General features: G+C 68.9%; 23 protein-coding genes. 15 read left to right on the forward strand and 8 right to left on the reverse strand.

Annotated features, from left to right (window positions below):
- Positions 1-47 precede the first annotated feature (47 nt).
- Positions 48-1,415 (reverse strand): signal recognition particle protein, encoded by a 1,368-nt coding sequence (gene ffh / locus AC5IG3_RS10760; RefSeq protein ID WP_491906299.1) that lies wholly within the window; start codon positions 1,413-1,415, stop codon positions 48-50.
- A gap of 85 nt (positions 1,416-1,500) precedes the next feature.
- Here ffh and AC5IG3_RS10765 point away from each other — a divergent pair, with 85 nt between their 5' ends.
- From AC5IG3_RS10765 to AC5IG3_RS10800, 8 genes are all read left to right on the forward strand, one after another.
- Positions 1,501-2,343, forward strand: coding sequence for a cytochrome C assembly family protein (locus AC5IG3_RS10765; RefSeq protein ID WP_491906300.1), 843 nt, complete (start codon positions 1,501-1,503; stop codon positions 2,341-2,343).
- A 2-nt stretch (positions 2,344-2,345) separates the two neighbouring features.
- Positions 2,346-2,600, forward strand: coding sequence for a PP0621 family protein (locus AC5IG3_RS10770; protein WP_491906301.1), 255 nt, complete (start codon positions 2,346-2,348; stop codon positions 2,598-2,600).
- On the forward strand, positions 2,600-4,423 hold the full coding sequence (locus tag AC5IG3_RS10775) for a sensor histidine kinase (protein ID WP_491906302.1): 1,824 nt from the start codon (positions 2,600-2,602) through the stop codon (positions 4,421-4,423). Before AC5IG3_RS10770 ends, AC5IG3_RS10775 begins: the two co-directional genes overlap by 1 nt.
- Positions 4,420-5,943: a sigma-54-dependent transcriptional regulator gene (locus tag AC5IG3_RS10780; protein ID WP_491906303.1), complete on the forward strand. Its 1,524-nt coding sequence runs from the start codon at positions 4,420-4,422 to the stop codon at positions 5,941-5,943. The genes AC5IG3_RS10775 and AC5IG3_RS10780 overlap by 4 nt, the downstream gene beginning before the upstream one ends.
- Entirely contained in the window at positions 5,897-6,514 is a 618-nt protein-coding gene (gene ampD, locus AC5IG3_RS10785; protein ID WP_491906304.1) for a 1,6-anhydro-N-acetylmuramyl-L-alanine amidase AmpD, read from the forward strand. Before AC5IG3_RS10780 ends, ampD begins: the two co-directional genes overlap by 47 nt.
- Positions 6,515-6,803: 289 nt before the next feature.
- Complete coding sequence (locus tag AC5IG3_RS10790) at positions 6,804-9,677, forward strand: ribonucleoside-diphosphate reductase subunit alpha (RefSeq protein ID WP_491906305.1); 2,874 nt, start codon at positions 6,804-6,806, stop codon at positions 9,675-9,677.
- A gap of 202 nt (positions 9,678-9,879) precedes the next feature.
- Positions 9,880-10,992: a ribonucleotide-diphosphate reductase subunit beta gene (locus AC5IG3_RS10795; protein WP_491906306.1), complete on the forward strand. Its 1,113-nt coding sequence runs from the start codon at positions 9,880-9,882 to the stop codon at positions 10,990-10,992.
- Positions 10,993-11,169: 177 nt separating this feature from the next.
- Positions 11,170-11,832 carry a histone H1 gene (locus AC5IG3_RS10800; protein WP_491906307.1) on the forward strand — a complete coding sequence of 221 codons (663 nt, stop codon included), beginning with the start codon at positions 11,170-11,172 and terminating at the stop codon, positions 11,830-11,832.
- An 84-nt stretch (positions 11,833-11,916) separates the two neighbouring features.
- On the opposite strand, the gene AC5IG3_RS10805 is transcribed toward AC5IG3_RS10800, so the two are convergent.
- From AC5IG3_RS10805 to AC5IG3_RS10815, 3 genes are all read right to left on the reverse strand, one after another.
- Positions 11,917-12,825 (reverse strand): carbohydrate kinase family protein, encoded by a 909-nt coding sequence (locus AC5IG3_RS10805; protein ID WP_491906308.1) that lies wholly within the window; start codon positions 12,823-12,825, stop codon positions 11,917-11,919.
- Positions 12,826-13,165: 340 nt separating this feature from the next.
- A complete protein-coding gene (locus tag AC5IG3_RS10810; protein ID WP_491906309.1) occupies positions 13,166-13,921 on the reverse strand; it encodes a class II glutamine amidotransferase in 756 nt (251 codons plus the stop codon).
- Between the two features lie 10 nt (positions 13,922-13,931).
- On the reverse strand, positions 13,932-15,197 hold the full coding sequence (locus AC5IG3_RS10815; RefSeq protein ID WP_491906310.1) for an NAD(P)/FAD-dependent oxidoreductase: 1,266 nt from the start codon (positions 15,195-15,197) through the stop codon (positions 13,932-13,934).
- Between the two features lie 112 nt (positions 15,198-15,309).
- On the opposite strand from AC5IG3_RS10815, the gene AC5IG3_RS10820 reads away from it, so the two are divergent.
- Positions 15,310-15,711 carry a TraR/DksA family transcriptional regulator gene (locus tag AC5IG3_RS10820; RefSeq protein ID WP_491906311.1) on the forward strand — a complete coding sequence of 134 codons (402 nt, stop codon included), beginning with the start codon at positions 15,310-15,312 and terminating at the stop codon, positions 15,709-15,711.
- A 10-nt stretch (positions 15,712-15,721) separates the two neighbouring features.
- Here AC5IG3_RS10820 and AC5IG3_RS10825 read toward each other — a convergent pair whose 3' ends face one another.
- Together AC5IG3_RS10825 and yihA are read right to left on the reverse strand one after the other, a co-directional pair.
- Positions 15,722-16,783, reverse strand: a complete 1,062-nt coding sequence (locus tag AC5IG3_RS10825) for a LacI family DNA-binding transcriptional regulator (protein ID WP_491906312.1) — start codon at positions 16,781-16,783, stop codon at positions 15,722-15,724.
- Complete coding sequence (gene yihA / locus AC5IG3_RS10830) at positions 16,780-17,520, reverse strand: ribosome biogenesis GTP-binding protein YihA/YsxC (RefSeq protein WP_491906313.1); 741 nt, start codon at positions 17,518-17,520, stop codon at positions 16,780-16,782. The genes AC5IG3_RS10825 and yihA overlap by 4 nt, the downstream gene beginning before the upstream one ends.
- A gap of 92 nt (positions 17,521-17,612) precedes the next feature.
- On the opposite strand from yihA, the gene AC5IG3_RS10835 reads away from it, so the two are divergent.
- The 6 genes from AC5IG3_RS10835 (at position 17,613) to msrQ (ending at position 24,237) form a co-directional block, all read left to right on the forward strand.
- On the forward strand, positions 17,613-18,251 hold the full coding sequence (locus AC5IG3_RS10835; protein WP_491906314.1) for a c-type cytochrome: 639 nt from the start codon (positions 17,613-17,615) through the stop codon (positions 18,249-18,251).
- Positions 18,252-18,370: 119 nt separating this feature from the next.
- The gene (locus AC5IG3_RS10840) at positions 18,371-20,536 is read left to right on the forward strand and encodes a cytochrome c biogenesis protein ResB (protein WP_491906315.1); all 2,166 of its coding nucleotides are present in this window, start codon (positions 18,371-18,373) and stop codon (positions 20,534-20,536) included.
- Positions 20,537-20,579: 43 nt separating this feature from the next.
- Positions 20,580-21,932, forward strand: a complete 1,353-nt coding sequence (gene ccsB, locus AC5IG3_RS10845) for a c-type cytochrome biogenesis protein CcsB (RefSeq protein WP_491906316.1) — start codon at positions 20,580-20,582, stop codon at positions 21,930-21,932.
- A gap of 85 nt (positions 21,933-22,017) precedes the next feature.
- Positions 22,018-22,422 (forward strand): hypothetical protein, encoded by a 405-nt coding sequence (locus AC5IG3_RS10850; RefSeq protein WP_491906317.1) that lies wholly within the window; start codon positions 22,018-22,020, stop codon positions 22,420-22,422.
- 97 nt (positions 22,423-22,519) lie between these two features.
- A complete protein-coding gene (msrP, locus tag AC5IG3_RS10855; protein WP_491906318.1) occupies positions 22,520-23,524 on the forward strand; it encodes a protein-methionine-sulfoxide reductase catalytic subunit MsrP in 1,005 nt (334 codons plus the stop codon).
- A complete protein-coding gene (msrQ, locus tag AC5IG3_RS10860) occupies positions 23,524-24,237 on the forward strand; it encodes a protein-methionine-sulfoxide reductase heme-binding subunit MsrQ (protein ID WP_491906319.1) in 714 nt (237 codons plus the stop codon). The genes msrP and msrQ overlap by 1 nt, the downstream gene beginning before the upstream one ends.
- On the opposite strand, the gene AC5IG3_RS10865 is transcribed toward msrQ, so the two are convergent.
- Both AC5IG3_RS10865 and AC5IG3_RS10870 read right to left on the reverse strand, forming a co-directional pair.
- Positions 24,234-24,980: a tetratricopeptide repeat protein gene (locus AC5IG3_RS10865; protein WP_491906320.1), complete on the reverse strand. Its 747-nt coding sequence runs from the start codon at positions 24,978-24,980 to the stop codon at positions 24,234-24,236. The two genes, msrQ and AC5IG3_RS10865, sit on opposite strands and share 4 nt — an antisense overlap.
- A gap of 34 nt (positions 24,981-25,014) precedes the next feature.
- A complete protein-coding gene (locus AC5IG3_RS10870; RefSeq protein ID WP_491906321.1) occupies positions 25,015-26,169 on the reverse strand; it encodes a HupE/UreJ family protein in 1,155 nt (384 codons plus the stop codon).
- Positions 26,170-26,188: the final 19 nt, after the last annotated feature.

Below are 26,188 nucleotides of genomic sequence, written 5' to 3' on the forward strand. Positions count from 1 at the left end.
TGATTGATGTAACACAAATGACCGCAAATGATTGTCGAGCATGGGTTTCAGAAACCCATGCCCGGCATGCCGCGTTTGGCACCGCCCATGCGTTTCATCATCTTCATCAGGCCGCCGCCCTTCATTTTTTTCATCATGTCGCGCATCTGCTCGAACTGCTTGAGCATGCGGTTGACGTCCTGCACCTGCACGCCGGCACCGGTGGCGATGCGGCGCTTGCGGCTGGCCTTGATCAGGTCGGGCTTGCGGCGCTCCAGCGGCGTCATCGAATTGATCATGCCTTCCATGCGGCGCACGTCCTTCTCGGCCTTGCCCATGTCGGCCTGGCCGGCCTTGGCCGCCATCTCGGCCGGCAGCTTGTCGATCAGACCCGACAGCCCGCCCATCTTCTTCATCTGGCTGAGCTGGGCCAGGAAGTCGTTCAGGTCGAAACCTTCGCCACTCTTGACCTTGTCGGCCAGCTTCTGCGCGGCCTCCAGGTCGACGCCCTTCTGCACCTCCTCGACCAGCGCCAGGATGTCGCCCATGCCCAGCACACGGCCGGCGTGGCGCTCGGCGTCGAAGACCTCCAGGCCGTCGATCTTCTCGGACACGCCGGCGAACTTGATCGGCGCGCCGGTGATCTGCCGCACCGACAGCGCCGCGCCGCCGCGCGAGTCGCCGTCGAGCTTGGTCAGCACGATGCCGGTCAGCGGCAGCGCCTCCTTGAAGGCGCGCGCGGTGTTGATGGCGTCCTGGCCCTGCATCGCGTCGACCACGAACAGCGTTTCGACCGGATTCAGCGTGGCGTGCAGATCCTTGATCTCGGCCATCAGCGCTTCGTCGATCGCCAGCCGGCCGGCGGTGTCGACCAGCAGCACATCAAAGTAATGCTTGCGCGCGTAGTCGATCGCGGCCAGCGCGATGTCGTGCGGCTTCTGGCCCGCGTCGCTCGGGAACCACTCGGCGCCGGCCTGGCGGGTCACGGTCTTGAGCTGCTCGATGGCGGCGGGGCGGTAGACGTCGGCGCTGACGGTCAGCACCTTCTTCTTGCGGCGCTCGATCAGGTGCTTGGCCAGCTTGGCGGTGGTGGTGGTCTTGCCCGCGCCCTGCAGACCCGCCATCAGGATGATGGCCGGCGGCGTGGTGGCGAGGTTCAGGTCCGCCACGCCCGCGCCCATGGTCGCAGCCAGCTCCTTGTGCACGATGCCCACCAGTGCCTGGCCGGGGTTGAGCGAGCCGACCACCTCCTGGCCGAGGGATTTCTCCTTGACGCGGGCGATGAAGTCGCGCACCACCGGCAGCGCCACGTCGGCCTCCAGCAGCGCCATGCGCACTTCGCGCAGCATGTCCTGCACGTTGGACTCGGTGATGCGGGCTTGGCCGCGCATCGTCTTGACGAGTTTTGACAGGCGGTCTGAAAGGGCTGAAGCCATGGGGGCGGATCTCGGAAAGAGCGGCAGGGAATGCGGCAGGAAAGGGCGGCCAGAAGCGCCGGCGGCCCGAAAGTACACTGTGCAAGTGATTCTATCGAGCGCCTCTTCGTCGTCCTTTTCGCTCTGGTCGGCCGTGCCGGCCGGGCTGGGCCTGCTGGCTTATGCGCTGGCTGCCGCACCGGGGCGGGCCGCATGGCAGCGCTGGGTGCTGCCGCTGGCCTGGGTCGCGCACGGCACGGCGCTGCTGGCGCACCTGCTCGGCATGGGGCTGGCGGGTGACGGTGCGCGCTTCGGCTTCGCCCCGGCGCTGTCGGCCACGGTCTGGATGGTGCTGGCGGTCCACGCCATCGAAAGCCGTTTCCTGCCGCTGCCCACCGTGCGGCGCTGGCTGGCGCTGCTGGCGGGTGCCTCGCTGGGGCTGGCGCTGATTTTTCCGGGCGATGCGGCGGTGCACGCCGGCTCGCCCTGGGCGCCGCTGCACTGGCTGCTCGGCCTGGCGTCCTACGGCCTGTTCGGCGCGGCGGTGCTGCACGCCGCGCTGCTCGACCGGGCCGAGCGCGCCTTGCGCACGCGCCGCACCACGCCTGTCGCGCCCGGTGCCGTGGTGGCCGGCGGCATGCCGCTGCTGACGCTGGAAAAGCTCACCTTCCGCTTCGTGGCCGCCGGCTTCGTGGTGCTGACGCTGGCGATCGCGCTGGGCGTGTGGTTCATGCCGGCGTGGCGCTGGGATCACAAGACGGTGTTTTCGCTGCTGGGCTGGTTCGTCTTTGCCGGCCAGCTGGTCGGGCGGCAGGCGTTTGGCTGGCGTGGCCGGCTGGCCACGCGCTGGCTCTACGGCGGCGCGCTGCTGCTGCTGCTGGCCTACGCCGGATCGCGCTTCGTCTTTGAAGTGCTGCTGCACCGCTCGCCTGCGTTGCCCGGAGCCTGAGCATGAAGCTGTTCTTGCTGATTGCACTCCTGCTGGCCGTGGTATGGCTGCTGCGCGGCCAGCGCCGCAGTCCGCCGGCCCGCCGGCCTGACGCTGCACCGCCGAAGCCGACCCACGCGGCGCCGTCCACCGCCGCGCGTCCGATGGTCCGCTGTGCCCACTGCGGCGTGCATCTGGCGCAGGACGAGGCGCTCATCGCGCGCGGCCAGTCCTACTGCGATGCCGCTCACCGAGACGCCGGCCCGGAGCGCCGTTGATGAAGGCCCGCGCTGCGGCGCCGCCTGAGTTCAGCGCGACCGGTCCGTCCCCGGAAGACCTCGGCAGCGTGCCGTTGCCGGATGCGGCCGATCTGGCGCCCACCGCCGCCGCCCCCGCCACCTTCCTGCGCATCTTTCGCGGCTTCACGCTGGCGCGCGCCGTGCTGGGCGTGCTGCTGCTGGCGGTGCAGGGCGCGATGGTGGTCTATTCCAGCAGCCAGCCATCGACGGGCGTGCTGCTGGTGTGCGTGGCGTATGCGGCGGTCAGCCTCGGGCTGTCGGCCTGGGCGCTGTCGCCGGCGGTCACGCGGCACGGCACGCCGCTGAACGCCAGCGGCCGGCTGCGGCCCCGCTGGGCGCTGCTGACGCTGGGTGTCGACCTGACCTGCTTCGGCGCACTGCTGGTCTGGGCCGCCGAGGGCAGCGGGCTCAACATGGGCGCACTGTTCGCCCTGCCGGCGTTGATGGCCGCCGCGCTGCTGCCGCGCCGGCTGGCGCTGGCGGTGGCCGCCGGGGCGGTGCTGCTGCTGTTGGCGGCGGCCTGGCTGCGCGGGCTGGCGGGCGTGGGCGGGGATCTGGCCGCGCAGCTCAGCCAGGCCGGCCTCACCGGCGCGGCCATGTTCGGCATTGCCTTCGTCACCACCGAGCTGGCCGACCGTCTGGCGCGCCAGACGGTCACGGCGCGCCAGACGCTGGTGCTGGCGCGCGAGCAGGCGCTGCTCAACCAGCTGATGATCGAGGAGATGCAGGACGGCGTCATGGTGGTCGACCACGCCCTGCAGGTGCGGGCGGCCAACCCGGCGGCGCTGGCGCTGATCGGGGCCGACCGGCACGGCGCGAGCGGCCCGGCCGGCTTCGCGCTGCGCGAACAGCCCGCCTGGCAGCCGCTGTGCCGGGCGCTGGAATGGGCTTACGCGCAGGGCTTCTGGCCGCCGGACGGCCAGGCGCTCAACCTGCGGCTGGGGCAGGAGCCGCATGTCGAGGAGCGCAGCGTGCGCCTGCGGCTGCGCTTCACGCGCCGGCTCGACGGCGGCGCCGGTGCGGCGCTGTGCGTGCTGTTCATCGAGGACATGCGGCAACTGCACGCGCGGGCGCGGCAGGAAAAGCTCGCGGCGATGGGGCGCGTGTCGGCCGGCATCGCGCACGAGATCCGCAACCCGCTGGCCGCCATCTCGCAGGCCAACGCGCTGCTGGCCGAGGACCTGCTCGACCCGGCCCAGCGGCGCCTGGCGCGCATGGTGGCCGACAACGTCGAGCGCCTGCAGCGCATCGTCGACGACGTGCTCGAAGTCGCGCCCGGCCAGCAGCGCGAGGCGCCGGTGATCGACCTGGCCGCGCACACCGCCGCCGTCTGCCAGGAATGGGCCCGCACCGTGGCGCTGCAGCCGGCCGGGCGGCTGCACATCGACGTCGGCGCCGAGCCGCTGACGGTGCGCTTCGAGCCCGATTCGCTGCGCCGCGTGCTGATCAACCTGCTCGACAACGGCCTGCGCCACGCCAGCGACGCGCCGCAGGCGCTGCTGGTGCGCGCCCACGCCCGCGGCCAGGACGACGTGCTGCTGTCCGTCACCAGCGACGGCGCGCCGATTGCCGCCGACATCGAGCCCTATCTGTTCGAGCCGTTTTTCTCGACCCGCAGCCGCGGCAGCGGCCTGGGCCTCTACATCTGCCGCGAACTCTGCGAGCGCCACGGCGCCGCCATCGACTACCGCTCGCGCGGTGCCGGCGCCCGCCACCGCAATGTCTTTGTATTGACCGTGCCGCGCGCCGCGCACGGCCCCACGGCGGTCAGGCCGCCCACCCCGAGCTTGCCGACGCCATGAGCCTCCTGCCCCCGAACGCCCCCCGCCTGCTGGTCGTCGATGATGAGCCCGACCTGCGCACGCTCTACGAACTGACGCTGCTGCGCGAGGGCTATGACGTCGAGAGCGCCGGCACCGTGGCCGAGGCCTGGGCGGCGCTGCAGGCGCAGAGCTTCGGCGCCGTCATCACCGACATGCGCCTGCCCGACGGCACCGGGCTGGAGCTGCTGCAGCGCCTGGAGCGCGCCGGCCGGCCCGAGCGCTGCATCGTCATCACTGCCTACGGCTCGGCCGAAAACGCGGTGCAGGCGCTCAAGGCCGGCGCCTACGACTACCTGACCAAGCCGGTCGACCTCAAGCAGTTCCGCAGCGTGGTCGCCACCGCGCTGGGCCGCGAAGTGCGCCGCGACGGCGCCCGCGTGGCGTCGGGCGCGGTCGAGCACGACGCGCTGCGGCGCATGGTCGGCGCGTCGGCGCCGATGCAACAGGTGCGCGCGCTGATCGACAAGGTGGCGCGCAGCATGGCGCCGGTGCTGGTGCAGGGCGAGTCCGGCACCGGCAAGGAGCTGGTGGCGCGCGCCATCCACCAGGTCAGCGCCCGCGCGGCGCAGCCTTTCATCGCCGTCAACTGCGGCGCGATCCCTGAGCATCTGCTGGAAGCCGAGTTCTTCGGCTACCGCAAGGGCGCCTTCACCGGCGCCGCCGAAGACCGCGAGGGCTTCTTTCAGGCCGCGCACGGCGGCACGCTGTTCCTGGACGAGATCGGCGACCTGCCGCTGGCGATGCAGAGCAAGCTGCTGCGCGCGGTGCAGGAGCGCGCGGTGCGTCCGGTGGGTGCCGTGCACGAGCAGCGTGCCGACGTCCGCATCATCAGCGCCACCCACAAGGACCTGGCGCTGGAGGTACAGGCCAGCCGCTTCCGCCAGGATCTGTACTACCGCCTCAACGTGATCCAGATCCGCGTGCCGCCGCTGCGCGAGCGCCGCGATGATTTGCCCGAGCTGTGCCGCCGCGTGCTGGAGCGCATCGCCGCCGAGGCCGGCAGCCCCGAGGCGGCCTCGCTGTCGCCCGAGACGCTGGCGCGGCTGGCCGCGCACGACTTTCCCGGCAACGTGCGCGAGCTGGAAAACCTGCTGCACCGCGCGGTGGCGCTGTCGGGCCGGCCGCACATCGAGCTGGAAGACCTGGACCTGCCGCTGGCCTTGCCGGAGCCGGCGGCTCCACCTGCGTTGGCGCCGCGGGTCGAGCCGGTTCAGGCGGATGTGCCGGCGAACTTGCCATCGAGTCCGCAGCCGGCTCCACCGCCGCCGCCTGCTGCTGCTCCGCCCGCCAGCGTGCCGGCCGATCTGACCGGTTATCTGGACGAGGTCGAGCGTGCCGTGCTGCTGCGCGCGCTGGAGCGGCACCGCTACAACCGCACCGCCGCCGGCGCCAGCATGGGCCTGACGCTGCGGCAGATGCGCTACCGCATGGCGCGACTGGGCATCTGTCTGGATGGCGAGTCCCGCACCGGTGACGAGGCTGACGTTGCGGAAGACTGAGCGCCGCCCGCTCTGGGCCGACGGCTGGCACCGCGACGCCCGCCGCGTGCCGAGCCCGAACCACGGCGAGCGGCCGGCCAGCGCGGTGCTCAGCCTGGCCGTGGTGCATTCCATCAGCCTGCCGCCCGGCCGGTATGGCGGCGACGCGATCGAGCGGCTGTTCACCAATACGCTCGATGCGGCCGCGCACCCCTACTTTGCCCAGATCGCCGGGCTGCAGGTGTCGGCGCACTTCCTGATCCGCCGCGATGGCACGCTGCTGCAGTTCGTGCCGGTCACGCGGCGCGCCTGGCACGCGGGGGCGTCGAACTGGCGCGGTGTGGCCAACTGCAATGACTATTCAGTCGGCATCGAGCTCGAAGGCCTCGAAGGCCGGCGCTTCGAGGCCGCGCAGTACCGCCGCCTGGCGGCGTTGCTGCGCCAGGCGCGCCAGCGCTGGCCGCTGGTCGAGGCGGTGGGGCACGAGCACATCGCCCCTGGGCGAAAAAACGACCCCGGCGCGGGTTTTGACTGGGCGCGACTGCGACGTTTGTTGCGCGGAAGCGGCTTGCAAAGCTGGCCTGCTGTGTGATAGGCGGTTTTGCTGGTACAGAGGCGCTGAACGCTATAGATAGCAGAAATCCTGCGCTAGCACACTAGCGGTAGTGTCTGCCTGTTGAGGGGCGGGCGGTTTTGCGGCAGAATCGCGGTCTTCTCGAGACCTTCGGTCTTGGTCTGCCTTGCCTCCGATGAGGCCCTTGTGGGCTTGATCGCTGCGGTGCCCCGGCACCGGTCCCAGATCCCCTTTTTGCGGCTTGCGGTGCGTGCTCTGCACGTGCCCAAACCCGTTTTTCAGCGTTTTCAGAAAGAGCCTTCGCCCCATGCACACCGCTGCCACAGCCGTTACCAATATTGCCCTCGGCGCCAGCGGTGAAGCCACCGCCACGGCGTCGGCCTACGTGGGCTACCAGATCATTCGCCGCAACGGTGCCGTGGTGGCGTTCGAGCCGCACAAGATCGCGGTCGCGCTGATGAAGGCTTTTCTGGCGGTGCATGGCACGCAGGGCGCGGCCTCGGCCAGCGTGCGCGAGACGGTCGACGGCCTGACCGAATCGGTGGTGCGCGGCCTGCTGCGCTCGCGTCCGAGCGGTGGCAGCTTCCACATCGAGGACGTGCAGGACCAGGTCGAACTCGGCCTGATGCGCGGCGGCCACCACGACGTGGCGCGGGCCTACGTGCTGTACCGCGAGCGCCGTGCGCAAGAGCGCGCCAGCCAGGGCCGTGCCCCGGTGGCCGCCGAGCCGGCGCTGATGGTGACCGACCGCGGCCAGCGCGTGCCGCTGAACCTGGGCACGCTGGCCGCGCTGATCGAAGCCGCCTGCGCCAACCTGGGCGCCGAGGTGATCCCCGCGCCGGTGCTGGCCGAAACCCGCCGCAACCTCTACGACGGCGTGCCGATCGACGAGGTCTACAAGGCTTCGATCCTGGCCGCGCGCACGCTGATCGAGAAAGACCCGGGCTACACCCGCGCCACCGCCCGCCTGCTGATGCACACCATCCGTCGCGAAATCATCGGCGAAGAGGTGACGCAGGCGCAGATGGCCACGCGCTACGCCGAGTACTTTCCGACCTTCATCCAGAAGGGCATTGCCGCCGAGTTGCTCGACGCGCGCATGGCCGAGTTCGACCTGCCGCGCCTGGGTGCCGCGCTCAAGGCCGAGCGCGACCTGAACTTCGACTACCTCGGCCTGCAGACGCTGTATGACCGCTATTTCCTGCACATCAAGAAGCAGCGCATCGAACTGCCGCAGGCCTTCTTCATGCGCGTGGCCATGGGCCTGGCGCTCAACGAAGCCGACCGCGAAGCCCGCGCGATCGAGTTCTACGAGGTGATGTCCTCGTTCGACTTCATGTCGAGCACGCCGACGCTGTTCAACGCCGGCACGCGCCGCTCGCAGCTGTCGAGCTGCTACCTGACGACCGTGCCCGACGACCTCGAAGGCATCTACGACGCCATCAAGGACAACGCGCTGCTGAGCAAGTTTGCCGGCGGCCTGGGCAACGACTGGACGCCGGTGCGCGCGCTCGGCAGCCACATCAAGGGCACCAACGGCGAATCGCAAGGCGTCGTGCCCTTCCTGAAGGTGGTCAACGACACGGCCGTCGCGGTCAACCAGGGCGGCAAGCGCAAGGGCGCGGTCTGCGCCTACCTGGAGAGCTGGCACCTCGACATCGAAGAATTCCTGGAGCTGCGCAAGAACACCGGCGACGACCGCCGCCGCACCCACGACATGAACACCGCGAACTGGATTCCGGACCTGTTCATGCGCCGCGTGATGGAGGGCGGCCAGTGGACGCTGTTCTCGCCCGCCAACACGCCTGACCTGCACGACCTGTTCGGCCAGGCGTTCGAGAAGGCCTACGTTGCCTACGAAGAGAAGGCCGACCGCGGCGAACTGACGCCGTTCAAGCGCATCCGCGCCGTCGACCTGTGGCGCAAGATGCTCTCGATGCTGTTCGAGACCGGCCACCCCTGGATCACCTTCAAGGACGCCTGCAACGTGCGCAGCCCGCAGCAGCATGTCGGCGTGGTGCACTCGTCGAACCTGTGCACCGAGATCACGCTCAACACCAACGACAGCGAGATCGCGGTCTGCAACCTCGGCTCGATCAACCTGGCCCAGCACCTGAAGGACGGCCAGGTCGACCAGGCCAAGCTGCAGCGCACGGTATCGACGGCGATGCGCATGCTCGACAACGTCATCGACATCAACTACTACGCCGTCAAGAAGGCGCGTGACTCCAACATGCGTCACCGCCCGGTCGGCCTGGGCCTGATGGGCTTCCAGGACGCGCTCTATGAGCTGCGCCTGCCCTACGCCTCGAACGAGGCGGTGGAGTTTGCCGACCGCTCGATGGAAGCGATCTGCTATCACGCCTACTGGGCTTCGACCGAACTGGCCGCCGAGCGTGGCCGCTACGAGACCTACACCGGCTCGCTGTGGGACCGCGGCATCCTGCCGATCGACTCGATCGCGCTGCTGGCCGAGCAGCGCGGCGGCTACGTCGACGTCGACACCAGCACCACGCTGAACTGGGGCGCATTGCGCGAGCGCATCGCCCAGCACGGCATGCGCAACAGCAACTGCGTGGCGATCGCGCCGACGGCGACCATCAGCAACATCATCGGCGTCGACGCGTCGATCGAGCCCTGCTTCGGCAACCTGTCGGTCAAGAGCAACCTGTCGGGCGAGTTCACCGTCATCAACGAATACCTGGTGCGCGACCTGAAGGCCCTCGGCCTGTGGGACGACGTGATGGTGATGGACCTCAAGCACTTCGACGGCAGCCTGCGCAGCATCGACCGCGTGCCCGACGAGCTCAAGCGCCTCTACGCCACCGCGTTCGAGGTCGAGACCGTCTGGCTGGTCGAAGCCGCCGCGCGCCGCCAGAAGTGGATCGACCAGGCGCAGAGCCTGAACATCTACATGGCCGGCGCCTCGGGCAAGAAGCTCGACGAAACCTACAAGCTGGCGTGGCTGCGTGGTCTCAAGACCACCTACTACCTCCGTACCATGGGCGCGACCCACGCCGAGAAGTCGACCGTCAAGGCCGGTGCGATGAACGCAGTGTCTTCTAGCCAGACCGCCTACGTGGCCGCTGCCGCACCGGTGGCCGCAGCCTCAGCGGTTGAGCCTGCCACCGACGTCAAGTTCTGCGCCATTGACGATCCGGGTTGCGAAGCCTGCCAGTAAGGGGTGTCCACCACACCAGGCGTCAATAAACGCTTGGTGTTTGGACACAACATTCCGATAATTAAAGTCATTAGAAGGTCCGCCATGCTGGTCTGGGACGAAACGCCTCTCTCCTCACAAGCTCCCGTGAGCCTCACCCCGCCGAAAGTCGATCGCGACGCTTCGGTTCCAATGCCCTCCGCTGCCCCTCAGGCCGCGCGTGGTGCCGACCTCATCGCTGCCGCCCTTGTCGATCGTCTCCGAGCCGCAAATCACGACGCCGTCTGCCGCTGCAGCGCCCGTCGAAGCCAGCGAGACGCGCCGCGTCAACGCGGCCGACAAGCGCATCATCAACGGCCAGACCGACGTCAATCAGCTCGTGCCCTTCAAGTACAAGTGGGCCTGGGAAAAGTACCTCGCCACCTGCTCGAACCACTGGATGCCGCAGGAGATCAACATGAGCCGCGACATCGCGCTCTGGAAAGATCCCAACGGCCTGACCGACGACGAGCGCCGCCTCATCAAGCGCAACCTCGGCTTCTTCACGACCGCCGACTCGCTGGCCGCCAACAACATCACGCTGGGCACCTACCGCCACATCACGGCGCCCGAGTGCCGCCAGTTCCTGCTGCGCCAGGCGTTTGAAGAAGCGATCCACACCCACGCCTACCAGTACATCGTCGAGTCGCTGGGTCTGGACGAGAGCGAGATCTTCAACGCCTACAACGAGGTCAAGTCGATCCGTGACAAGGACGAGTTCCTGATCCCGTTCATCGGCGCGATCATGGACCCGCACTTCAAGACCGGCACGCCCGAGGCCGACCAGACGCTGCTGAAGTCGCTGATCGTCTTCGCCTGCCTGATGGAGGGCCTGTTCTTCTACGTCGGCTTCACGCAGATCCTGGCGCTGGGCCGCCAGAACAAGATGACCGGCGCGGCCGAGCAGTACCAGTACATCCTGCGTGACGAGTCGATGCACTGCAACTTCGGCATCGACCTGATCAACGCCATCAAGCTCGAGAACCCGCACCTCTGGACGGCCGAGTTCAAGGCCGAGATCAACGCGCTGTTCCTGAAGGCCGTCGAACTGGAATACCGCTATGCCGAGGACACCATGCCGCGTGGCGTGCTGGGCCTCAACGCCGCCATGTTCAAGGGCTATCTGCGCTACATCGCCAACCGCCGCGCGGTGCAGATCGGCCTGGACGAGTTGTTCCCCAATGAGGAAAACCCGTTCCCGTGGATGAGCGAAATGATCGACTTGAAGAAGGAGCGCAATTTCTTCGAGACCCGCGTGATCGAGTACCAGACCGGCGGCGCGCTGTCCTGGGACTGAGGCTCATGCCCTGTCCTTCGCAGTGACCCCCACAGGCCTCCTTGATCACCGTCTCACGCTCATACCCCACCGTGTTCGTGATGGCCGGGCGCTGCTTCATGCGCGACCCGCGCCGAGTGAATCATCGGGCTGCATCCCAAGCCCGATATCTTTTCAACTGGATCTAGGAGAACAGTGATGGCATCTGCGAAAAAGGCAGCCCCGAAGAAGACCGCCGAAGCGGTCGAGAAGGCGGTCCCCGCCAAGAAGTCCGCCGCAACGGCGAAAAAGGCCGCTGCGGCCGTTGTGGCCGCCGCACCGGCTGCCCCGGTGAAGAAGGCCACTGCGCCTGCCAAGAAGGCTGCACCGGCGAAGAAGGCTGCAGTGGTTGAGGTTGTGGCCGCACCGGCTCCTGCCCCGGCCAAGAAGGCATCGGCGAAAAAGGCAGTGGCACCCGCTGCCGCGCCCGTGGCCGCTGAGCCTGTCAAGAAGGCCGCTGCACCGGCCAAGAAGGCAGCGCCTGCCAAGAAGGCTGCTGCGGCTCCGGTGGTCGAAGTGGCTGTGCCGGCCAAGAAGGCCGCCGCACCCGCCAAGAAGGCGGCTCCGGCCAAGAAGGCTGCTGCGGCGCCTGTCGCCCCCGTGGTGCCTGTCGTGGCGCCTGCCAAGAAGGCTCCTGTGCCCAAGGCCGCCGCGAAGAAGGCTGTGCCGGCCAAGCCGGTTGCGGCTGAAAAGGCGCCGGCCAAGAAGACGGCAGCCAAGAAAGTCGCCAAGAAGGCAGCGCCTGCGCCGGTGACGTCGTCGGCCAAGACCACGCTGAACCCTCAGGCCGCGTGGCCCTTCCCGACGGGCGACAAGCCCTGATCGATCGACGAGCCATCGTCGTCATGCAAAAAGCCCGGCTCGCCGGGCTTTTTTGTGGGAGCAGGAAGCTGCGCTGCTGCGGCGTCAGAGGCCGAGCGCCACCGGGTCCAGCTGGTGGTTCTGCGTGCCGTGGCTGGCGATCTTGATGGCGCCCAGGCGGTTGCCCAGTTGCACGCAGCGCACGAGGTCCCAGCCGCGCTCCAGACCGAAGAGCAGCGCGGCGCGGAAGGCGTCGCCGCAGCCGGTCGGGTCGAGCACTGCCTCGGCCTGCACGCCGGGCACGCGCGTGACCTCGCCGTTGACCCAGACGTCGCAGCCCTCGGCGCCCAGCGTCACGACCAGGCCGCGCAGGTGTGAGCGCGACAGGCTGGCCAGATCGCTGCCGGTGCGGTCGCACAGCATGCGGCCTTCGTAGTCGTTGACCGCGACCCAGCTGGCCAGCTGGATGAAGTGGCGCAGCTCGTCGCCGTCGAACAGCGGCAGGCCCTGGCCCGGATCGAACACGAACGGGATGCCGGCGGCGGCCATCTGTTCGGCGTGCACGATCATGGCCTCGCGGCCGTCGGGCGCGATGATGCCGATCGCCAGGTCACCCGGCTCGGCGGGCACCTTCAGGCGCGCGGCGTGTTCCATCGCGCCGGGGTGGAAGGCGGTGATCTGGTTGTTGTCCAGATCGGTGGTGATGTGGCATTGCGCGGTGTAGCTCTCGGGCAGCAGCTCGATGTGACGGGTGTCGATGTCGAGCTTTTGCAAGCGGTTGAGGTAGTCCGCGCCATCGGCGCCGATGGTGGCCATGATGCGCGGCTCGCCGCCCAAGGCCTTGAGCGAGTAGGCGATGTTGCCGGCGCAGCCGCCGAACTCGCGCCGCAGCGTCGGCACCAGGAAGGACACGTTCAGGATGTGAATGTGCTCGGGCAGGATCTGCTGCGCAAAGCGGCCGGGGAAGGTGGCGATCGTGTCAAAGGCGACAGAACCGCAAATCAGCGCGGGCATGGGCACTCCATCAAAAAGAAAGCGCCCGGCGGGCGCGTTGTGAGGGATTGTCGCTGTCGCTCGCGTCTGTCGCGTGCCACTTCAGCGTTGTGCCACTTGCGTGTTGCCGGGCACGCTGGATTCACCTGCAGCGACGGTCCCCAGCGTCAAGGTCACGACCACGGCAATCAACCAATCTGTCCAGCGGCTTTTCATCATCGCACCCCAAAGTGAAAAATCTCAGCTTCATGATGCCCGCGTTTTCGCGTGCCCGGGTGTGAGGGATGTGTGCAATTGATGGGGGAAACCCCGGTATTTCAGACGCGGTTTCAAAGAGCGTGATTTCTGTCGCAGCCGCTGTTCAGCTCAGGCGCTCGCCGTTGACGAAGGTGGCCAGCTCGCCGGGTTGCAGCGCGATCCAGCTTTCATCGCGGGTGAGGGGTTCGGTCACGACCACGGCCACCCGATCCTGGGGCGTGGTCTGGGTGGCGAAGTCGATGGTCAGGTCTTCGTCCTGCAGCTGCGCGGCGGCAAACGGGTGGCGGCGCAGCACGTAGTGCAGTTTGGTCGAGCAGTGCGCCCACAGCGCCTCGCCGTGGCTGAGCAGGAAGTTGAAGGTGCCGTGGCGCGCGATGACGGGCGCCAGTTCGGCCAGCGTCTGGGTGAGCGCGGGCACCGAGGGCAGGCTGGCGTGGTTCTTGGCCAGCTCCTGCATCAGCCAGCAGAAGGCGCGTTCGCTGTCGGTCTGGCCCACCGGGCGGAAGGCGGCATGCAGCTTGGGATGGAAGTCGATCAGGTTGCCGTTGTGCGCAAACACCCAGTAGCGCCCCCAGAGTTCACGCATGAAGGGGTGGGTGTTCTCCAGCGTCACCACGCCCTGGGTGGCCTTGCGGATGTGGGCCAGGATGTGGCGGCTGCGGATCGGGTAGTGGCGCACCATCTGCGCCACCGGCGACTCGGCGGCGCTCTGGTGGTCGACGAACAGCCGCACGCCGGCGCCCTCGAAGAAGGCGATGCCGAAGCCGTCCTTGTGCTCCACCGCGCGCTGGGCGAAGCCGGTGAAGCTGAAGACCAGATCGGTGGGGGTGTTGGCGTTGAGGCCGAGCAGCTGGCACATGGCGCGCGCCTTACTGCGTCAGCAGCTTGAAGACGCCGCGCACCGACATCAGGTGGCCGGGGTTGCTGGTCTCGTTGAGCACGCCGCTCATGCGCCGCAGCATGCGCGGGCTGCGGCGGGCGCGCCAGATCACCAGATCGGCCAGCCACGGGTGCTGGTTGACGCGGTTGGCCTTCTCGTAGAGGCTGAACTTGGGCGCCAGGCCAGCCAGCTGGTTGGCGTAGTCGGCGCGCACGGCGGCCTCGGCAGACTGGCGGGTGCGGCCGCGCAGCAGCGCCTCGGCGGCCAGGATGCCGGTTTCCAGCGCCTTGCCGATGCCTTCGCCGGTGAAGTCATAGGTGGCGCCCACCGCCTCGCCGGTGGCGAGCAGGCCGGGCCGGCCGCTCTGCGCGCCTGTGAGCGTGCAGCGCAGCGGCGCGCCCTTGAGCTCGCCCTGCAACTCGCCGCCCTGCATCAGCGCGCGTGCCGGGGCGTAGACCTGGGTGAAGGCGTCGAAGACCTCGCGCAGGTTGGCGTCGGCCGCCGTGCCCTTGCCGCCTTTGCCGTGGCTGAAGAACGCGCCCACACCGATGTTGTAGATGTCGTCGCCGCACGGAAAGATCCAGCCGTAGCCCGGCCGCAGCGCCTGGTGCCAGACCACGTCCATGGTGGTCTGGCGGCCGGCCAGCGCCGGGTTGCGCACGTAGCCGCGCAGGGCGATGCCGCTGGGCGTGCGGCGCTCGCACAGGCCGGTGCCGATCATGGGCTGCATGTTGGCGCCGGTGGCCAGCACAACCCAGTCGGCCTGCACATCATGGCTGGCGCCGCCCTGGCGCAGGCGGGCGCCGATCACCCGACCGGCGTCTTCCAGCACCGCTTCGAACTTCACCGGCGTGTGCAGCTTCGCGCCACTGCGCCGGGCGTGCCGCACCAGCAGGTCGTCGAGCTTGCGGCGCGGCAGCACCGCCAGCGTGCCGGGTACATCGACCTGACCGCCGCGCGGGGCGACGCAGCGCACATGGCTGACGGCGTGGGCCTGCGCCATCACCTCGTCGAGCACGCCCAGGCGCCGCAGCGCGGCGTGCGAGTCGGGGATCAGGCCGTCGCCGCAGATCTTGTCGCGCGGAAAGTCATGCTGGTCGACCAGCAGCACGTCCCAGCCCGCCTGGGCGAGCAAGGTGGCGCAGGCGCTGCCCGACGGGCCGGCGCCGACCACCAGCACCTCGCAGCGTGCGGGCAGGGCGGTGCCCGAAGGGGTGGGCGATGCGGGCGAGGGTGTTGCGGCAGTCGTGGGCATCTTGGGCTCTGGCAGGGACGGAATCAAAGGGATTCTAGGGAGCCACACCCGGCGCGGACTGCATTTGACCGCGCTCAAGCTCCCGGCGAATGGCTGGGCGCAGCATCGGCGCATGACCTCTCTTTCAGCTTCCAACCCGGCGCATGAGCCGTTTCGCGTCCTGCTGCTGCAACGCCGCGAGGCCTTGCTGAGCAGCCTGAGCCTGCATCAGGACGGCGCCAGCCGCGTGCAGCATGCGCGCGACCTGCTGTCCGCCGAAGCCGACGGCAACCACAGCACCAGCGATGCCGACCGCACGGTCGACCTCAGCCTGACCGATCACGAGCAGCGCGAGCTGGCCGAGATCGGCGCTGCGCTGGCGCGGCTGGATGCGGGTCGGTACGGCCTCTGCGCCGATTGCGGTGCCGACATTGCCGTGGCACGGCTGCAGGTGCAACCGCAGGCGTTGCGCTGCCTGGCGTGCGAGGCAGCCGCCGAAGCGCGCACCGGCAGCCTGCCGCCTGCGCGCCTCTGAGCCGTCCGGCTCAGCGCAGCGAACTGCGGCGCACCACCAGCTCGACCGGCAGGGTGCACGGCGCCACGGCCTGGCCGGCCACGATGTCCAGCAGCGCTTTCACGATGGTGACGCCCGCGGCCGTGATCGGCTGGTGCACGGTGGTGAGGGCTGGCTCGGCGTGCGCGGCCCAGGTGATGTCGTCGTAGCCGACCACTGCCACATCGCCCGGCACGCTCAGGTGGTGGGCGCGCAGCGTCTGGATCGTGCTCATGGCCAGCACGTCGCTGCAGGCGAACACGGCGTCCAGCGGCGTGCCGCGCGCCAGCAGCGCGTTCAGGCCGGTGGTGGCCTGGGCCGTTTCAAAGGGCACCTGGATCAGCAGGTTGTCCTGCGGCGCCAGGCCGGCCTCGGCCAGCGCGAGGTGGTGGCCGCGCAGGCGCTGCTCGACCTCCGGCAGCGACGGATCGCCCATGAAGCCGATGTGCCGGCAGCCGCGTTCCAGCAGATGGCGCGTGGCCAGCAGGCCGCCGTTGACGTTGTCGCCGCCCACGCTGCAATAACGCTGGCCCGGCATCTGCGCGCCCCACACCACCAGCGGCACCTTGCGCGCGGCGAGCGTGTCGAGCTGCTCGGGGTGGTGCCACTGGCCGATCAGCACGATGCCGATGGCCACGCCCGATTCGTAGAGCTGGCCGGCGCTGTCGAGCCGGTCGGCGTCGACGCGCGACAGCAGCAGGTCGAAGCCGCTCTCGGTCAGTGCATCGGCCAGGCTGCCCAGCATGGCCAGGAAGAATGGGTCCGACACATGCTGGCGGCTGCGTGCGTCATAGGGAATCACCACCGCGACCGTGCGGTTGCGCTTGGTGCGCAGGTTCTTGGCACCGGCGTTGACGGTGTAGTTGAGCGACTGCGCCAGCGCGCCGATGCGCTCGCGCGTGGCCAGGCTGATTTCCTCGCTGTGGTTCAGCGCCCGCGAGACGGTGGCGACCGAGACGCCGGCCAGCCGCGCGATGTCCGCCATCTGCGGCCGCTGCCGGATTTCCGGCTCCGGCGCGGCGTTTTTGGACCGGGTCTTGGCGCCTGCGCTCATGGCTCAAGGGTGGCGGGTGGCTCCGTGACGGGTACGGACGCATCCACAGACGGCGCGTCCAGCGCGCACCACTGCTGCAAGGTCAGCGCCGCATCACCGATGCCGATGCGCTTGAGCGACGAGAACAGCGCGATGCTGACGTCCGACGCCTCCGTCGTCAGCTCGCCCAGCACGGCCTGGGCCTTGCGCAGCGAGTCGTCGGCTTCCTTGCGCGACAGCTTGTCGGCCTTGGTCAGCAGCACCAGCAGGCGCACTTCGCCGTTGCGCACGCGAGGCGCCACGAAATCGAGCAGCTGCAGGTCCAGCGGCGTGAAGCCGTGGCGCGAGTCGACCATCTGCACCACGCCCGACAGGTTGCGGCGCACCGCCAGGTAGTCGGCCATCACGGCCTGCCAGCGCAGCTTGGCGCTGCGCGCCACCGCCGCGTAGCCGTAGCCGGGCAAGTCGGCCCAGAGCGCCTGCGGCGCGTCCTTGGGGCCGACCTCGAACAGGTTGATGTGCTGGGTGCGCCCCGGCGTCTTGGAGGCATACGCCAGCTGGCGTTGTTGCGCCATGGTGTTGATGGCGGTGGACTTGCCGGCGTTGGACCGGCCCACGAAGGCAATCTCCGGCAGATCGTGCGCCGGCAGTTGCTCCAGCTTGCTGGCGGTGGTCAGGAATCGTGCCGTGTGGGTCCAGGCCAGCGCGGCGCGCGTGGCGTCTGCGCCACCGTCGGGAGTAGGGTTGGTGGTGCTCATCGGACGGCATTGTAAAATCCTAAGGTTTCGCGTCTGACGCATTCATCAAAACTGTTAAATCGGCCTGGTCTCGCGACGGGCTCTCCACACTCATGAAATCGCCCATCAAGTCGCTTTTTGCCTCACTTGCTGCTCTGGCCGCCGTTACCTTGGCTGCGCCTTCGTGGGCGGCCGAGTCCAAAGCCGAGTTCAAGCCCGACCTGGCCAAGGGCGGCGCCATCTCAGCCCAGGTGTGCGCGGCCTGCCACACCGCAGATGGTTCGCGCGGCACGCCGGCCAACCCGATCCTGCAGGGCCAGCACGCTGAATACCTCGTCAAGCAGTTGACCGAGTTCAAGGCCGGCAAGCGCGACAACGCCATCATGAAAGGCTTCGCCTCGGCCCTGAGCGACGAAGACATGAAGAACGTCGCCGCCTTCTACGCCAGCAAGCAGGCCAAGCCCGGCTTTGCCAAGAACAAGGACCTGGTCACGCTGGGCGAGAAAATCTACCGCGGCGGCATTGCCGAGCGCAGCATTCCGGCCTGTGCCGGCTGCCACAGCCCCACGGGCGCAGGCCTGCCGGCCCAGTACCCGCGCCTGTCGGGCCAGCACGGTGACTACACCGAAGCGCAGCTCAAGGGCTTCCGTGACGGCATCCGCAAGAACAACGCGCAGATGACCGGTGTGGCCGCCAAGATGAACGACCGCGAAATCAAGGCCGTGGCCGACTACATCGCCGGCCTGCACTGATCCGGCTGCGCGCCCCCTGGCGCACTGATTTCCCTTCTTTGCTGAAAAGGCCGGTCGTTGACCGGCCTTTTTGCTGGCTCAGCCTGTCTTAAGCCTCGCTCCGTATCATTGCGCCCGCCATGTCATCTACCGCCGGTCTGGAAGTCAAACGCGCCTCGCGCCGCGTGCAGGACATCGTCGAGCTGCTCTCGTCGATGCGCTTCGCCATTGCGCTGCTCACGCTCATCTGCATTGCCTCGATCATCGGCACGGTGGTCAAGCAGCACGAGGCGCCGGTCAACTACGTCAACCAGTTCGGGCCGTTCTGGGCCGAGGTGTTCGGGCGCCTGGGCCTCTACGCGGTCTACAGCACGCCGTGGTTCCTGCTGATCCTGGCGTTCCTGGTCACCTCGACCACGCTCTGCCTGGCGCGCAACACGCCCAAGATCCTGGTCGACCTGAGGACGTACAAGGAGTCGGTGCGCGAAGGTTCGCTGAAATCCTTCCACCACCGGGGCCAGGGCGAACTGGCGCTGGGGCGCGACGCGGCCATCACCCGCGTCAGCGAGTTGCTGTCGGCCGGCGGCTGGCGCGCCAAGGCGCAGGTGCGCAGCAACGGCGTCATGGTGGCGGCCAAGCAGGGCGCCATCAACAAGCTCGGCTACCTGGCGGCGCACAGCGCCATCGTGCTGATCTGCATCGGCGGCCTGTTCGACGGCGACCTGATCGTGCGCGCCCAGATGGCGCTGCTCGGCAAGACCGCCTACAGCGGCGGCGGGCTGATCAAGGACATCGCGCCGCAGCACCGGCTCTCGCCGCAGAACCCGACCTTCCGCGGCAACCTGTTCGTGCCCGAGGGCGCACGTGCCAGCACCGCCATCATCAACCTGTCCGATGGCGTGGTGCTGCAGGACCTGCCGTTCGACATCGAGCTGAAGAAGTTCATCGTCGAGTACTACGACACCGGCATGCCCAAGCTGTTCGCCAGCGAGATCATCGTGCGCGATCCGGACGGCACCACCAGCAGCGCCACCGTCAAGGTCAACGAACCCTTCATCCACAAGGGCGTGGCGATCTATCAGTCCAGCTTCGAGGACGGCGGCTCCAGGCTGCAGTTGCGTGCCCAGCCCTTTGGCCGTCCCGGCCCGGCGTTCGTGGTCAAGGGCGAGGTCGGCAGCAACACCACGCTCACGCCTGCGGGCGACGGTGCCCAGGCGCTGCAGCTGGAGTTCACCGGCCTGCGCGTCATCAACGTCGAGAACCTGGCCTCCGGCACGGTCGGCCAGAACGGCACCGGCGTCGACGTGCGCGGGGTCGATCTGGTCAACTCGCTGCAGAAGCACATGGGCTCGGGCGCGCAGGCGCCAGCCGACAAGACACTGCGCAACGTCGGCCCGTCGGTGAGCTACAAGCTGCGCGACGCCGCAGGCCAGGCCCGCGAATACAACAACTACATGCTGCCGGTCGAGCTGGATGGCCAGCGCGTCTACCTCAACGGCGTGCGCGATACGCCCGCGCAAGCCTTCCGCTACCTGCGCATTCCGGCGGATGACCGCGACAGCCTGGCCGACTGGCTGCAGCTCAAGGCTGCGCTGGCCGATGCGGGCCTGCGCCAGAAGGCCGCAGCCGCCTACGGCCGCAAGGCCACGCCGGCCGACAAGCCCGAGCTCGCCGCCCAGCTGCAGACCTCGGCCGAACGCGCGCTGGCGCTGTTCGCCGGTGCCGAGCCGGGCAAGACCGGCGCCGCCCCCGCCGCCGGCCTTCAGGCGCTGCAGGACTTCATCGAGGCCAACGTGCCCGAGGCCGAGCGCGCCCGCACCTCCGACGTGCTGATCCGCATCCTCAACGGCAGCCTGTTCGAACTGCTCAACCAGGGCCGCACGCAAGCCGGCCTGAAGCCGCTGGAGACGGGTGACGCCACCCAGCGCTTCATGCAGCAGGCGGTGCTGTCGCTGTCGGACTCGTTTGCCTACCCCGCGCCGCTGCTGTTCAGCCTGGACAACTTCGAGCAGGTCCAGGCCAGCGTCTTCCAGCTGACGCGCGCACCGGGCAAGACCCTGGTCTACCTGGGCTGCGCCTTCCTGATCGTCGGCGTCTTCTCGATGCTCTACGTGCGCGAGCGCCGCCTGTGGGTCTGGATCGAAGGCCCGGCGGATGCCACGTCGTCGCGCGTGCTCCTGGCGCTGTCGGCCACCCGCCAGACCATGGACACCGACCGGGAGTTCGACACCTTCAAGCTCGCGCTGCTGGGGCCGCCGCCCGTTGCGGCGCCGCCTCCTGCGTCGCCCGTCTCCCCCGCTGCCTGAATGACGCTCCGCCTGCGTCGACTGCCATTTTCCTGAGGTTGCCATGACCACCACCACGACCACCCTGAGCCTGGGTCGCCCGTCCTACTGGAGCCGCCTGGGCGTGTTCGACTGGGTTTTTGCACTGCTCATCGTGCTGGGCGCCGGCTACGCCTGGCAACGCTACGGCGCGGCCATGGACGGCTACGAGCGCGGCATCCTGATCTGCGCCGTGCCCAGCCTGATCGGCCTGGGCTGGTTCTGGGGCCCGCTGCGCCTGCTCACGCTGGGCGTGGGCGCCGTCTCGCTGCTGGCCATGGCGCTCTACCTGCGCCAGATGGACAGCTTCGGCGCCGATCTGGCCGCAGCCGACAAGGTCTTCTGGCTCAAGTACCTGCTCTCCAGCCAGAGCGCCATCCTGTGGATGAGCCTGCTGGTCTTCATGAGCACGCTGTTCTACTGGGGGGGCTACTTCGCGGGCCGCGGCTCGGACGCGGCGCAGCGCATCGGCTCCGGGCTGGCCTGGGCGTCGGTCTTCATGGCACTGGTCGGCACCTTCGTGCGCTGGTTCGAGAGCCACCAGATCGGCGCCGACATCGGGCACATCCCGGTCAGCAACCTCTATGAAGTGTTCGTGCTGTTCGTCTGGATGACGACGCTCTTCAGCCTCTACTTCGAGCAGCGCTACGCCACCCGCGCGCTGGGCGGCTTCGTGATGCTGATCGTCAGCGCAGCGGTCGGCTTCCTGCTCTGGTACGCCGTGGCGCGTGGCGCCCAGCAGATCCAGCCGCTGGTGCCTGCCCTGCAGAGCTGGTGGATGAAGATCCACGTGCCGGCCAACTTCGTCGGCTACGGCACGTTTGCGCTGGCGGCCATGGTGGCGCTGGCCTATCTGGTCAAGACTGCACCGGTGCGCACGCTCTGGACCGGCCTGGTGGCGGTGCCCGGCGGTGTGCTGGCCGTGCTGCTGCTGTTCTGGGCTTTTGGCGATCTGGGGCCGGACACCACGGCGGCCGTCACCAAGTCGGCCCGGTTGCTGGGTGGCTGCATGGCGCTGTTCGCCTTCACCATCGTGGCGCGCCGACCCATCAACGCCAGCACGCCGCCGGTCGAGATCCTTGACGACCTGATGTACAAGGCCATCGCGGTCGGTTTTGCCTTCTTCACCATTGCCACCATCCTGGGCGCCTTCTGGGCTGCCGAGGCCTGGGGCGGCTACTGGAGCTGGGACCCGAAGGAAACCTGGGCGCTGATCGTCTGGCTCAACTACGCCGCCTGGCTGCACATGCGCCTGATGAAGGGCCTGCGCGGCGCGATGGCGGCCTGGTGGTCGCTGGTCGGCCTGGTGGTCACCACCTTCGCCTTCCTGGGCGTGAACATGTTCCTGAGCGGCCTGCACTCCTACGGCCAGCTCTGATGTGATGAGGCGCCCGGCCTGACGGAATCTCCTACAGCCCCGCCATCGGCCTGCCGATAAAGCGGGGACTACCAAGGATCCCGTCATGCCCTACGTCCTGCGCAACCCCCAAGGTCAGATCGACAGCGTGCACCGCCAGCCGGTGCCCGGCTCGCAACGGCTGCCCGACCAGCACGCGGAGTTGCGCGAGCTGATCGGCGATGTACCGCACGACACGCCACGCGACGCGGCCTTCGCCGACCTCGACGCCGGCCTGATCCGCGTGCTGGAGGACCTGGTCGACGTGCTGGTCGCCCGCAACGTCATCCGCATCACCGACCTGCCGGTCGGTGCGCAGCAGAAACTCTTTGCGCGCAAGAACTTCCGCGACCGCTTCAAGCTCAACTCGCTGCAGCTGTTCGACGAGGCCTCGACGCTGGGCACCGGCCTGATTCCCTCGATGCACAGGGACGAGACCTCGCTGCTGAGCGGCTTTCCCGACGCGCTGTAAGAATCGGCCCGCTGCACCGACTGAAGGTGCAGTGCAGGTCGCCCGCGGGCCGCTGCCCGTCTCGGGCAGCGCGCAGCGACCTCTTCAGGAGCGCTGCATGTCCATCCGCCAATTCGGCCGTCCCGATCGGGGCCACGACCACCCCGTCCCCAGCGAAATCACCTCGCCCGAGCTGTACGCCAGCCGGCGCGACTGGCTGCGCCTGGGCGCCGCAGGCGCGCTGGTCGGCCTGGGCGGTGAGGTGCTGGCCCAGGGCAGCGCTCCGGTCATCGCCCGCCCCGGCAAGCTCGCCGCCCTGACGACCCGCGCCAGCAGCGTCAGCGGCGCCAACGTGATGGAAAAGCCGACGCCCTACAACGACGCCAGCACCTACAACAACTTCTACGAGTTCGGCACCGACAAGTCCGACCCGTCGCGCAACGCCGGCAAGCTGCGTACCCGGCCGTGGACCGTCACCGTCGAAGGCGCCTGCGCCAGGCCGGGCACGTTCGACATCGACGCGCTGCTCAAGCTCAGCGCGTTGGAAGACCGCATCTACCGCATGCGCTGCGTCGAAGGCTGGTCGATGGTGCTGCCGTGGGTCGGTTACTCGCTGGCCGAGCTGCTGAAGAAAGTCGAGCCCACCGGCAACGCCAAGTTCGTGGAGTTCGTGACGCTGGCCGATCCGCAGCAGATGCCCTTTGTGGGTTCGCGCGTGCTCGACTGGCCCTACGTCGAAGGCCTGCGGCTCGACGAGGCCATGCACCCGCTCACGCTGCTCACCTTCGGCATGTACGGCGAGGTGCTGCCCAACCAGAACGGCGCACCGGTGCGGCTGGTGGTGCCCTGGAAGTACGGCTTCAAGAGCGCCAAGTCGATCGTCAAGATCCGCCTGGTCGAGAAGCAGCCCGCCACCGCCTGGGTCAAGGCCGCCGCGCAGGAATACGGCTTCTACTCCAACGTCAACCCGGCCGTCGACCACCCGCGCTGGAGCCAGGCGACCGAGCGCCGCATCGGCGAGGACGGCCTGTTCGCCAAGAAGCGCCCGACGCTGATGTTCAACGGCTACGAATCCCAGGTCGGCCAGCTCTACGCCGGCATGGACCTGCGCAAGGCCTTCTGATGGCTGCCGCCTCCTCCCCGGCTGCCCAGCCCGTGGCCCCTTCGCCCCAGGTCCGCAACGCCCCGCCGGCCTGGCGGCTGTGGCTCGGGCGCGTGGCCGGCCACGCGCTGGCCAAGCCGCTGCTGCAGGTCTTGCTGCTGCTGCCGCTGGCCGGCTGGGTCTGGGGTGGTTTCAACAACGGCCTGGGCGCCAATCCGGCCGAGACCATCCTGCGTGGCACCGGCCTGTGGACGCTGCGCCTGCTGGCACTGACGCTGTGCATCACGCCGCTGCGGCAGTGGCTGCAGGTGCCGGTGTTCGCGCGCTGGCGCCGCATGCTGGGTGTGACGACCTTCGGCTACGGCGTGCTGCACTTCCTGTCCTACGCCTGGCTGGACATGGGGCTGGACCCCGAAGCCATCGCCCGCGATTTGTACAAGCGCCCATTCGCGCTGGTTGGCTTCCTGGCGCTGCTGTGCATGGTGCCGCTGGCGGCCACGTCGTTCAACCGGGCGATCAAGTTCATGGGCGCGGCGCGCTGGCAGAAGCTGCATCAACTGGTGTGGGCGACCGCCGCGCTCGGCCTGCTGCACTTTTTCTGGAAGCTCGCCGCCAAGAGCCGCGTCGATGAAATGCTGGTCTACGTGCTCTGGTTTGCGCTGCTGGTGGCCGCGCGCCTGGCGTGGAAGCGCCGCACGCAGCGGCTCAGCCGGCTCAAAGCCGCACACACCTAGACCGACCCTGCCAGGCGCCTGGCCAGCTCATCGCGCTTGGCGACCGCCGCGATGTCGCCGTTGCGGGCGGCCATGTCGTACCAGTAGTGCGCCAGGCGCAGGTCGGCGTCGGCGCCCAGGCCGGTTTCCAGCATGGAGGCGAGCAAATATTGCGCGCCCACGTCGCCCCCTTGCGCGGCCAGCCGGTACCAGTGCAGCGCCTGGGTGGGATCGGCGGTGATGCCCCGGCCCAGGTAATAGGCGGTGCCGACCGCGACCTGGGCCTCGACGCTGCCGGATGCGGCGGCGATCTGGAACCACTCCAGCGCCTTGGCGGGATCGGGCTGGCCGAGCTGGCCGCTGTCATACAACTCGCCCAGACCGTTCTGCGCGGTCACGAAGCCCGCAGAAGCGGCGCGGTGCAGATGCACCAGCGCCTGTTTCGGGTTGGCGCGCGGCAGTTCGCGGCGCAGGTGCATCACGCCCAGGTTGTAGTCGGCAGCGGCCACGCCGGCCCGCGCCAGCCGGGTGAAGGCCGCGTGGGCGCGCTGCAGCCGGCCGCGCTGGTAGTCCGCCACGGCGGCGTCCAGCGCCTTTTGCGTTGCGGGCAGCAGCACGGCAGCTTCCTGCGCTGTGGTGGCCGGGGCTTTGTCCGCAGCGGCATGCACCGGTGACCCTGTGGTCAGCGCCGCACAGAGCAGGCTGGCGGCGAGCGCTGCGCCGGGCCGGCGCACGAAGGGGTGGAGGCGGGTGGGTGGATTCATGGAATTCACGATAACCCGCCGCTCCACGCCCGGCTCAAAGGCCCAGAATGACCACATCACCGGCGCGCTCGATCAGCCAGACCAGCGCCAGCAGCGCGATCAGTGCCGAGCCGCCGCGCATCAGCACCCATTGATAGAACCACGTGCCGCGCAGCCGCCACGCCAGCGGCAGGAACAGCGCCACCAGCAGCAGCTGGCCCAGCTCCACCCCCAGGTTGAAGCCCACCAGCGGTGCCGCCAGTCCGCTGCCACCCAGCCCCAGGTCCTTGAGCACCGCCGCGAAGCCGAAGCCGTGCACCAGGCCGAACAGGAAGGTCAGACGCCAGCGCTCGCGCACCATCGGCACCAGGTTGTTGAGCGCGGCCAGCACCACGCTGGCGGCAATGACCGATTCGACCCAGCGCGACGGCGGGTCCAGCACGTCCAGCACCGCCAGCGCCAGCGTGATGGAGTGCGCCACCGTGAAGGCGGTGACCACCCGCAGCACGTCCAGCGCCATGCTGCGGGCGTTGTCGCCCGCGACCCAGTCCGCCCGGTGGCGGCTCGGGGTGCGCAGCGTCAGCACCGCCGGCAGCAGCAGCGCCAGCAGGAACAGCACGTGGTCGGTACCGATCAGGATGTGGTGCACGCCCTCGCCGATGAAGCCGCCCAGGCTCTGTGGCGTGTGGGCGGCTGTAGCGGCCTGGGCGCTGATCTCGAACGTCTGGCGCGCCGTGTCCGGGCCGAAGACGGTGCTGCGGCTGGCGCCGTCGTGCGCCAGCCGCAGGATGCCGCGGTGGCTGGGGTCGGTGTCGGCAAACAGCGTGTAGTTCACGGCCAGCGACTGGATGGCGGCCGGGCAGGTCCAGCGCCGCGTCAGCACGGCGTAGCGGCCGTCGCTGTGCTCGTCGAGCTGCGGCGTGCCGGTGGCGGTGGCCACGCAGGGCTGGCCGTGGGCCTGCAACTGCACCGAGCGCGCCGCCAGCGCCTGGAAATCGGCCCAGCGCGAGCGCACTTCGCCCCAGCTGAGGCGGCCATCTGCATCGGCGTCCAGGTTCAGGTCGCGGTCGAGGTCGCGCAGCGCGATGTCCAGGCGCTCCTGCACCTCGGCGCCTTGCACCTGCAGTTGCAGATAGGCGTCGCTGGCCTTGTGGGCGTGGGCGGGCACGGCGCAGAGCAGTGCGGCCAGCAGCAGGGTGAGGATTCGCATCAGGGGTTTCCGGAAAAAG

It is taken from the genome of Leptothrix sp. (in: b-proteobacteria), assembly GCF_965250675.1.
In the GTDB taxonomy this organism is placed as follows: Bacteria; Pseudomonadota; Gammaproteobacteria; order Burkholderiales; family Burkholderiaceae_C; genus Sphaerotilus.

Coding starts and splice junctions, on each gene's coding strand:
- ffh (WP_491906299.1), bottom strand. CDS start 1,415: ATGGCTTCAGCCCTTTCAGACCGCCTGTCAAAACTCGTCAAGACGATG.
- AC5IG3_RS10770 (WP_491906301.1), top strand. CDS start 2,346: ATGAAGCTGTTCTTGCTGATTGCACTCCTGCTGGCCGTGGTATGGCTG.
- AC5IG3_RS10775 (WP_491906302.1), top strand. CDS start 2,600: ATGAAGGCCCGCGCTGCGGCGCCGCCTGAGTTCAGCGCGACCGGTCCG.
- AC5IG3_RS10780 (WP_491906303.1), top strand. CDS start 4,420: ATGAGCCTCCTGCCCCCGAACGCCCCCCGCCTGCTGGTCGTCGATGAT.
- ampD (WP_491906304.1), top strand. CDS start 5,897: ATGGCGAGTCCCGCACCGGTGACGAGGCTGACGTTGCGGAAGACTGAG.
- AC5IG3_RS10790 (WP_491906305.1), top strand. CDS start 6,804: ATGCACACCGCTGCCACAGCCGTTACCAATATTGCCCTCGGCGCCAGC.
- AC5IG3_RS10800 (WP_491906307.1), top strand. CDS start 11,170: ATGGCATCTGCGAAAAAGGCAGCCCCGAAGAAGACCGCCGAAGCGGTC.
- AC5IG3_RS10805 (WP_491906308.1), bottom strand. CDS start 12,825: ATGCCCGCGCTGATTTGCGGTTCTGTCGCCTTTGACACGATCGCCACC.
- AC5IG3_RS10810 (WP_491906309.1), bottom strand. CDS start 13,921: ATGTGCCAGCTGCTCGGCCTCAACGCCAACACCCCCACCGATCTGGTC.
- AC5IG3_RS10815 (WP_491906310.1), bottom strand. CDS start 15,197: ATGCCCACGACTGCCGCAACACCCTCGCCCGCATCGCCCACCCCTTCG.
- AC5IG3_RS10820 (WP_491906311.1), top strand. CDS start 15,310: ATGACCTCTCTTTCAGCTTCCAACCCGGCGCATGAGCCGTTTCGCGTC.
- AC5IG3_RS10825 (WP_491906312.1), bottom strand. CDS start 16,783: ATGAGCGCAGGCGCCAAGACCCGGTCCAAAAACGCCGCGCCGGAGCCG.
- yihA (WP_491906313.1), bottom strand. CDS start 17,520: ATGAGCACCACCAACCCTACTCCCGACGGTGGCGCAGACGCCACGCGC.
- AC5IG3_RS10835 (WP_491906314.1), top strand. CDS start 17,613: ATGAAATCGCCCATCAAGTCGCTTTTTGCCTCACTTGCTGCTCTGGCC.
- AC5IG3_RS10840 (WP_491906315.1), top strand. CDS start 18,371: ATGTCATCTACCGCCGGTCTGGAAGTCAAACGCGCCTCGCGCCGCGTG.
- ccsB (WP_491906316.1), top strand. CDS start 20,580: ATGACCACCACCACGACCACCCTGAGCCTGGGTCGCCCGTCCTACTGG.
- AC5IG3_RS10850 (WP_491906317.1), top strand. CDS start 22,018: ATGCCCTACGTCCTGCGCAACCCCCAAGGTCAGATCGACAGCGTGCAC.
- msrP (WP_491906318.1), top strand. CDS start 22,520: ATGTCCATCCGCCAATTCGGCCGTCCCGATCGGGGCCACGACCACCCC.
- msrQ (WP_491906319.1), top strand. CDS start 23,524: ATGGCTGCCGCCTCCTCCCCGGCTGCCCAGCCCGTGGCCCCTTCGCCC.
- AC5IG3_RS10865 (WP_491906320.1), bottom strand. CDS start 24,980: ATGAATCCACCCACCCGCCTCCACCCCTTCGTGCGCCGGCCCGGCGCA.
- AC5IG3_RS10870 (WP_491906321.1), bottom strand. CDS start 26,169: ATGCGAATCCTCACCCTGCTGCTGGCCGCACTGCTCTGCGCCGTGCCC.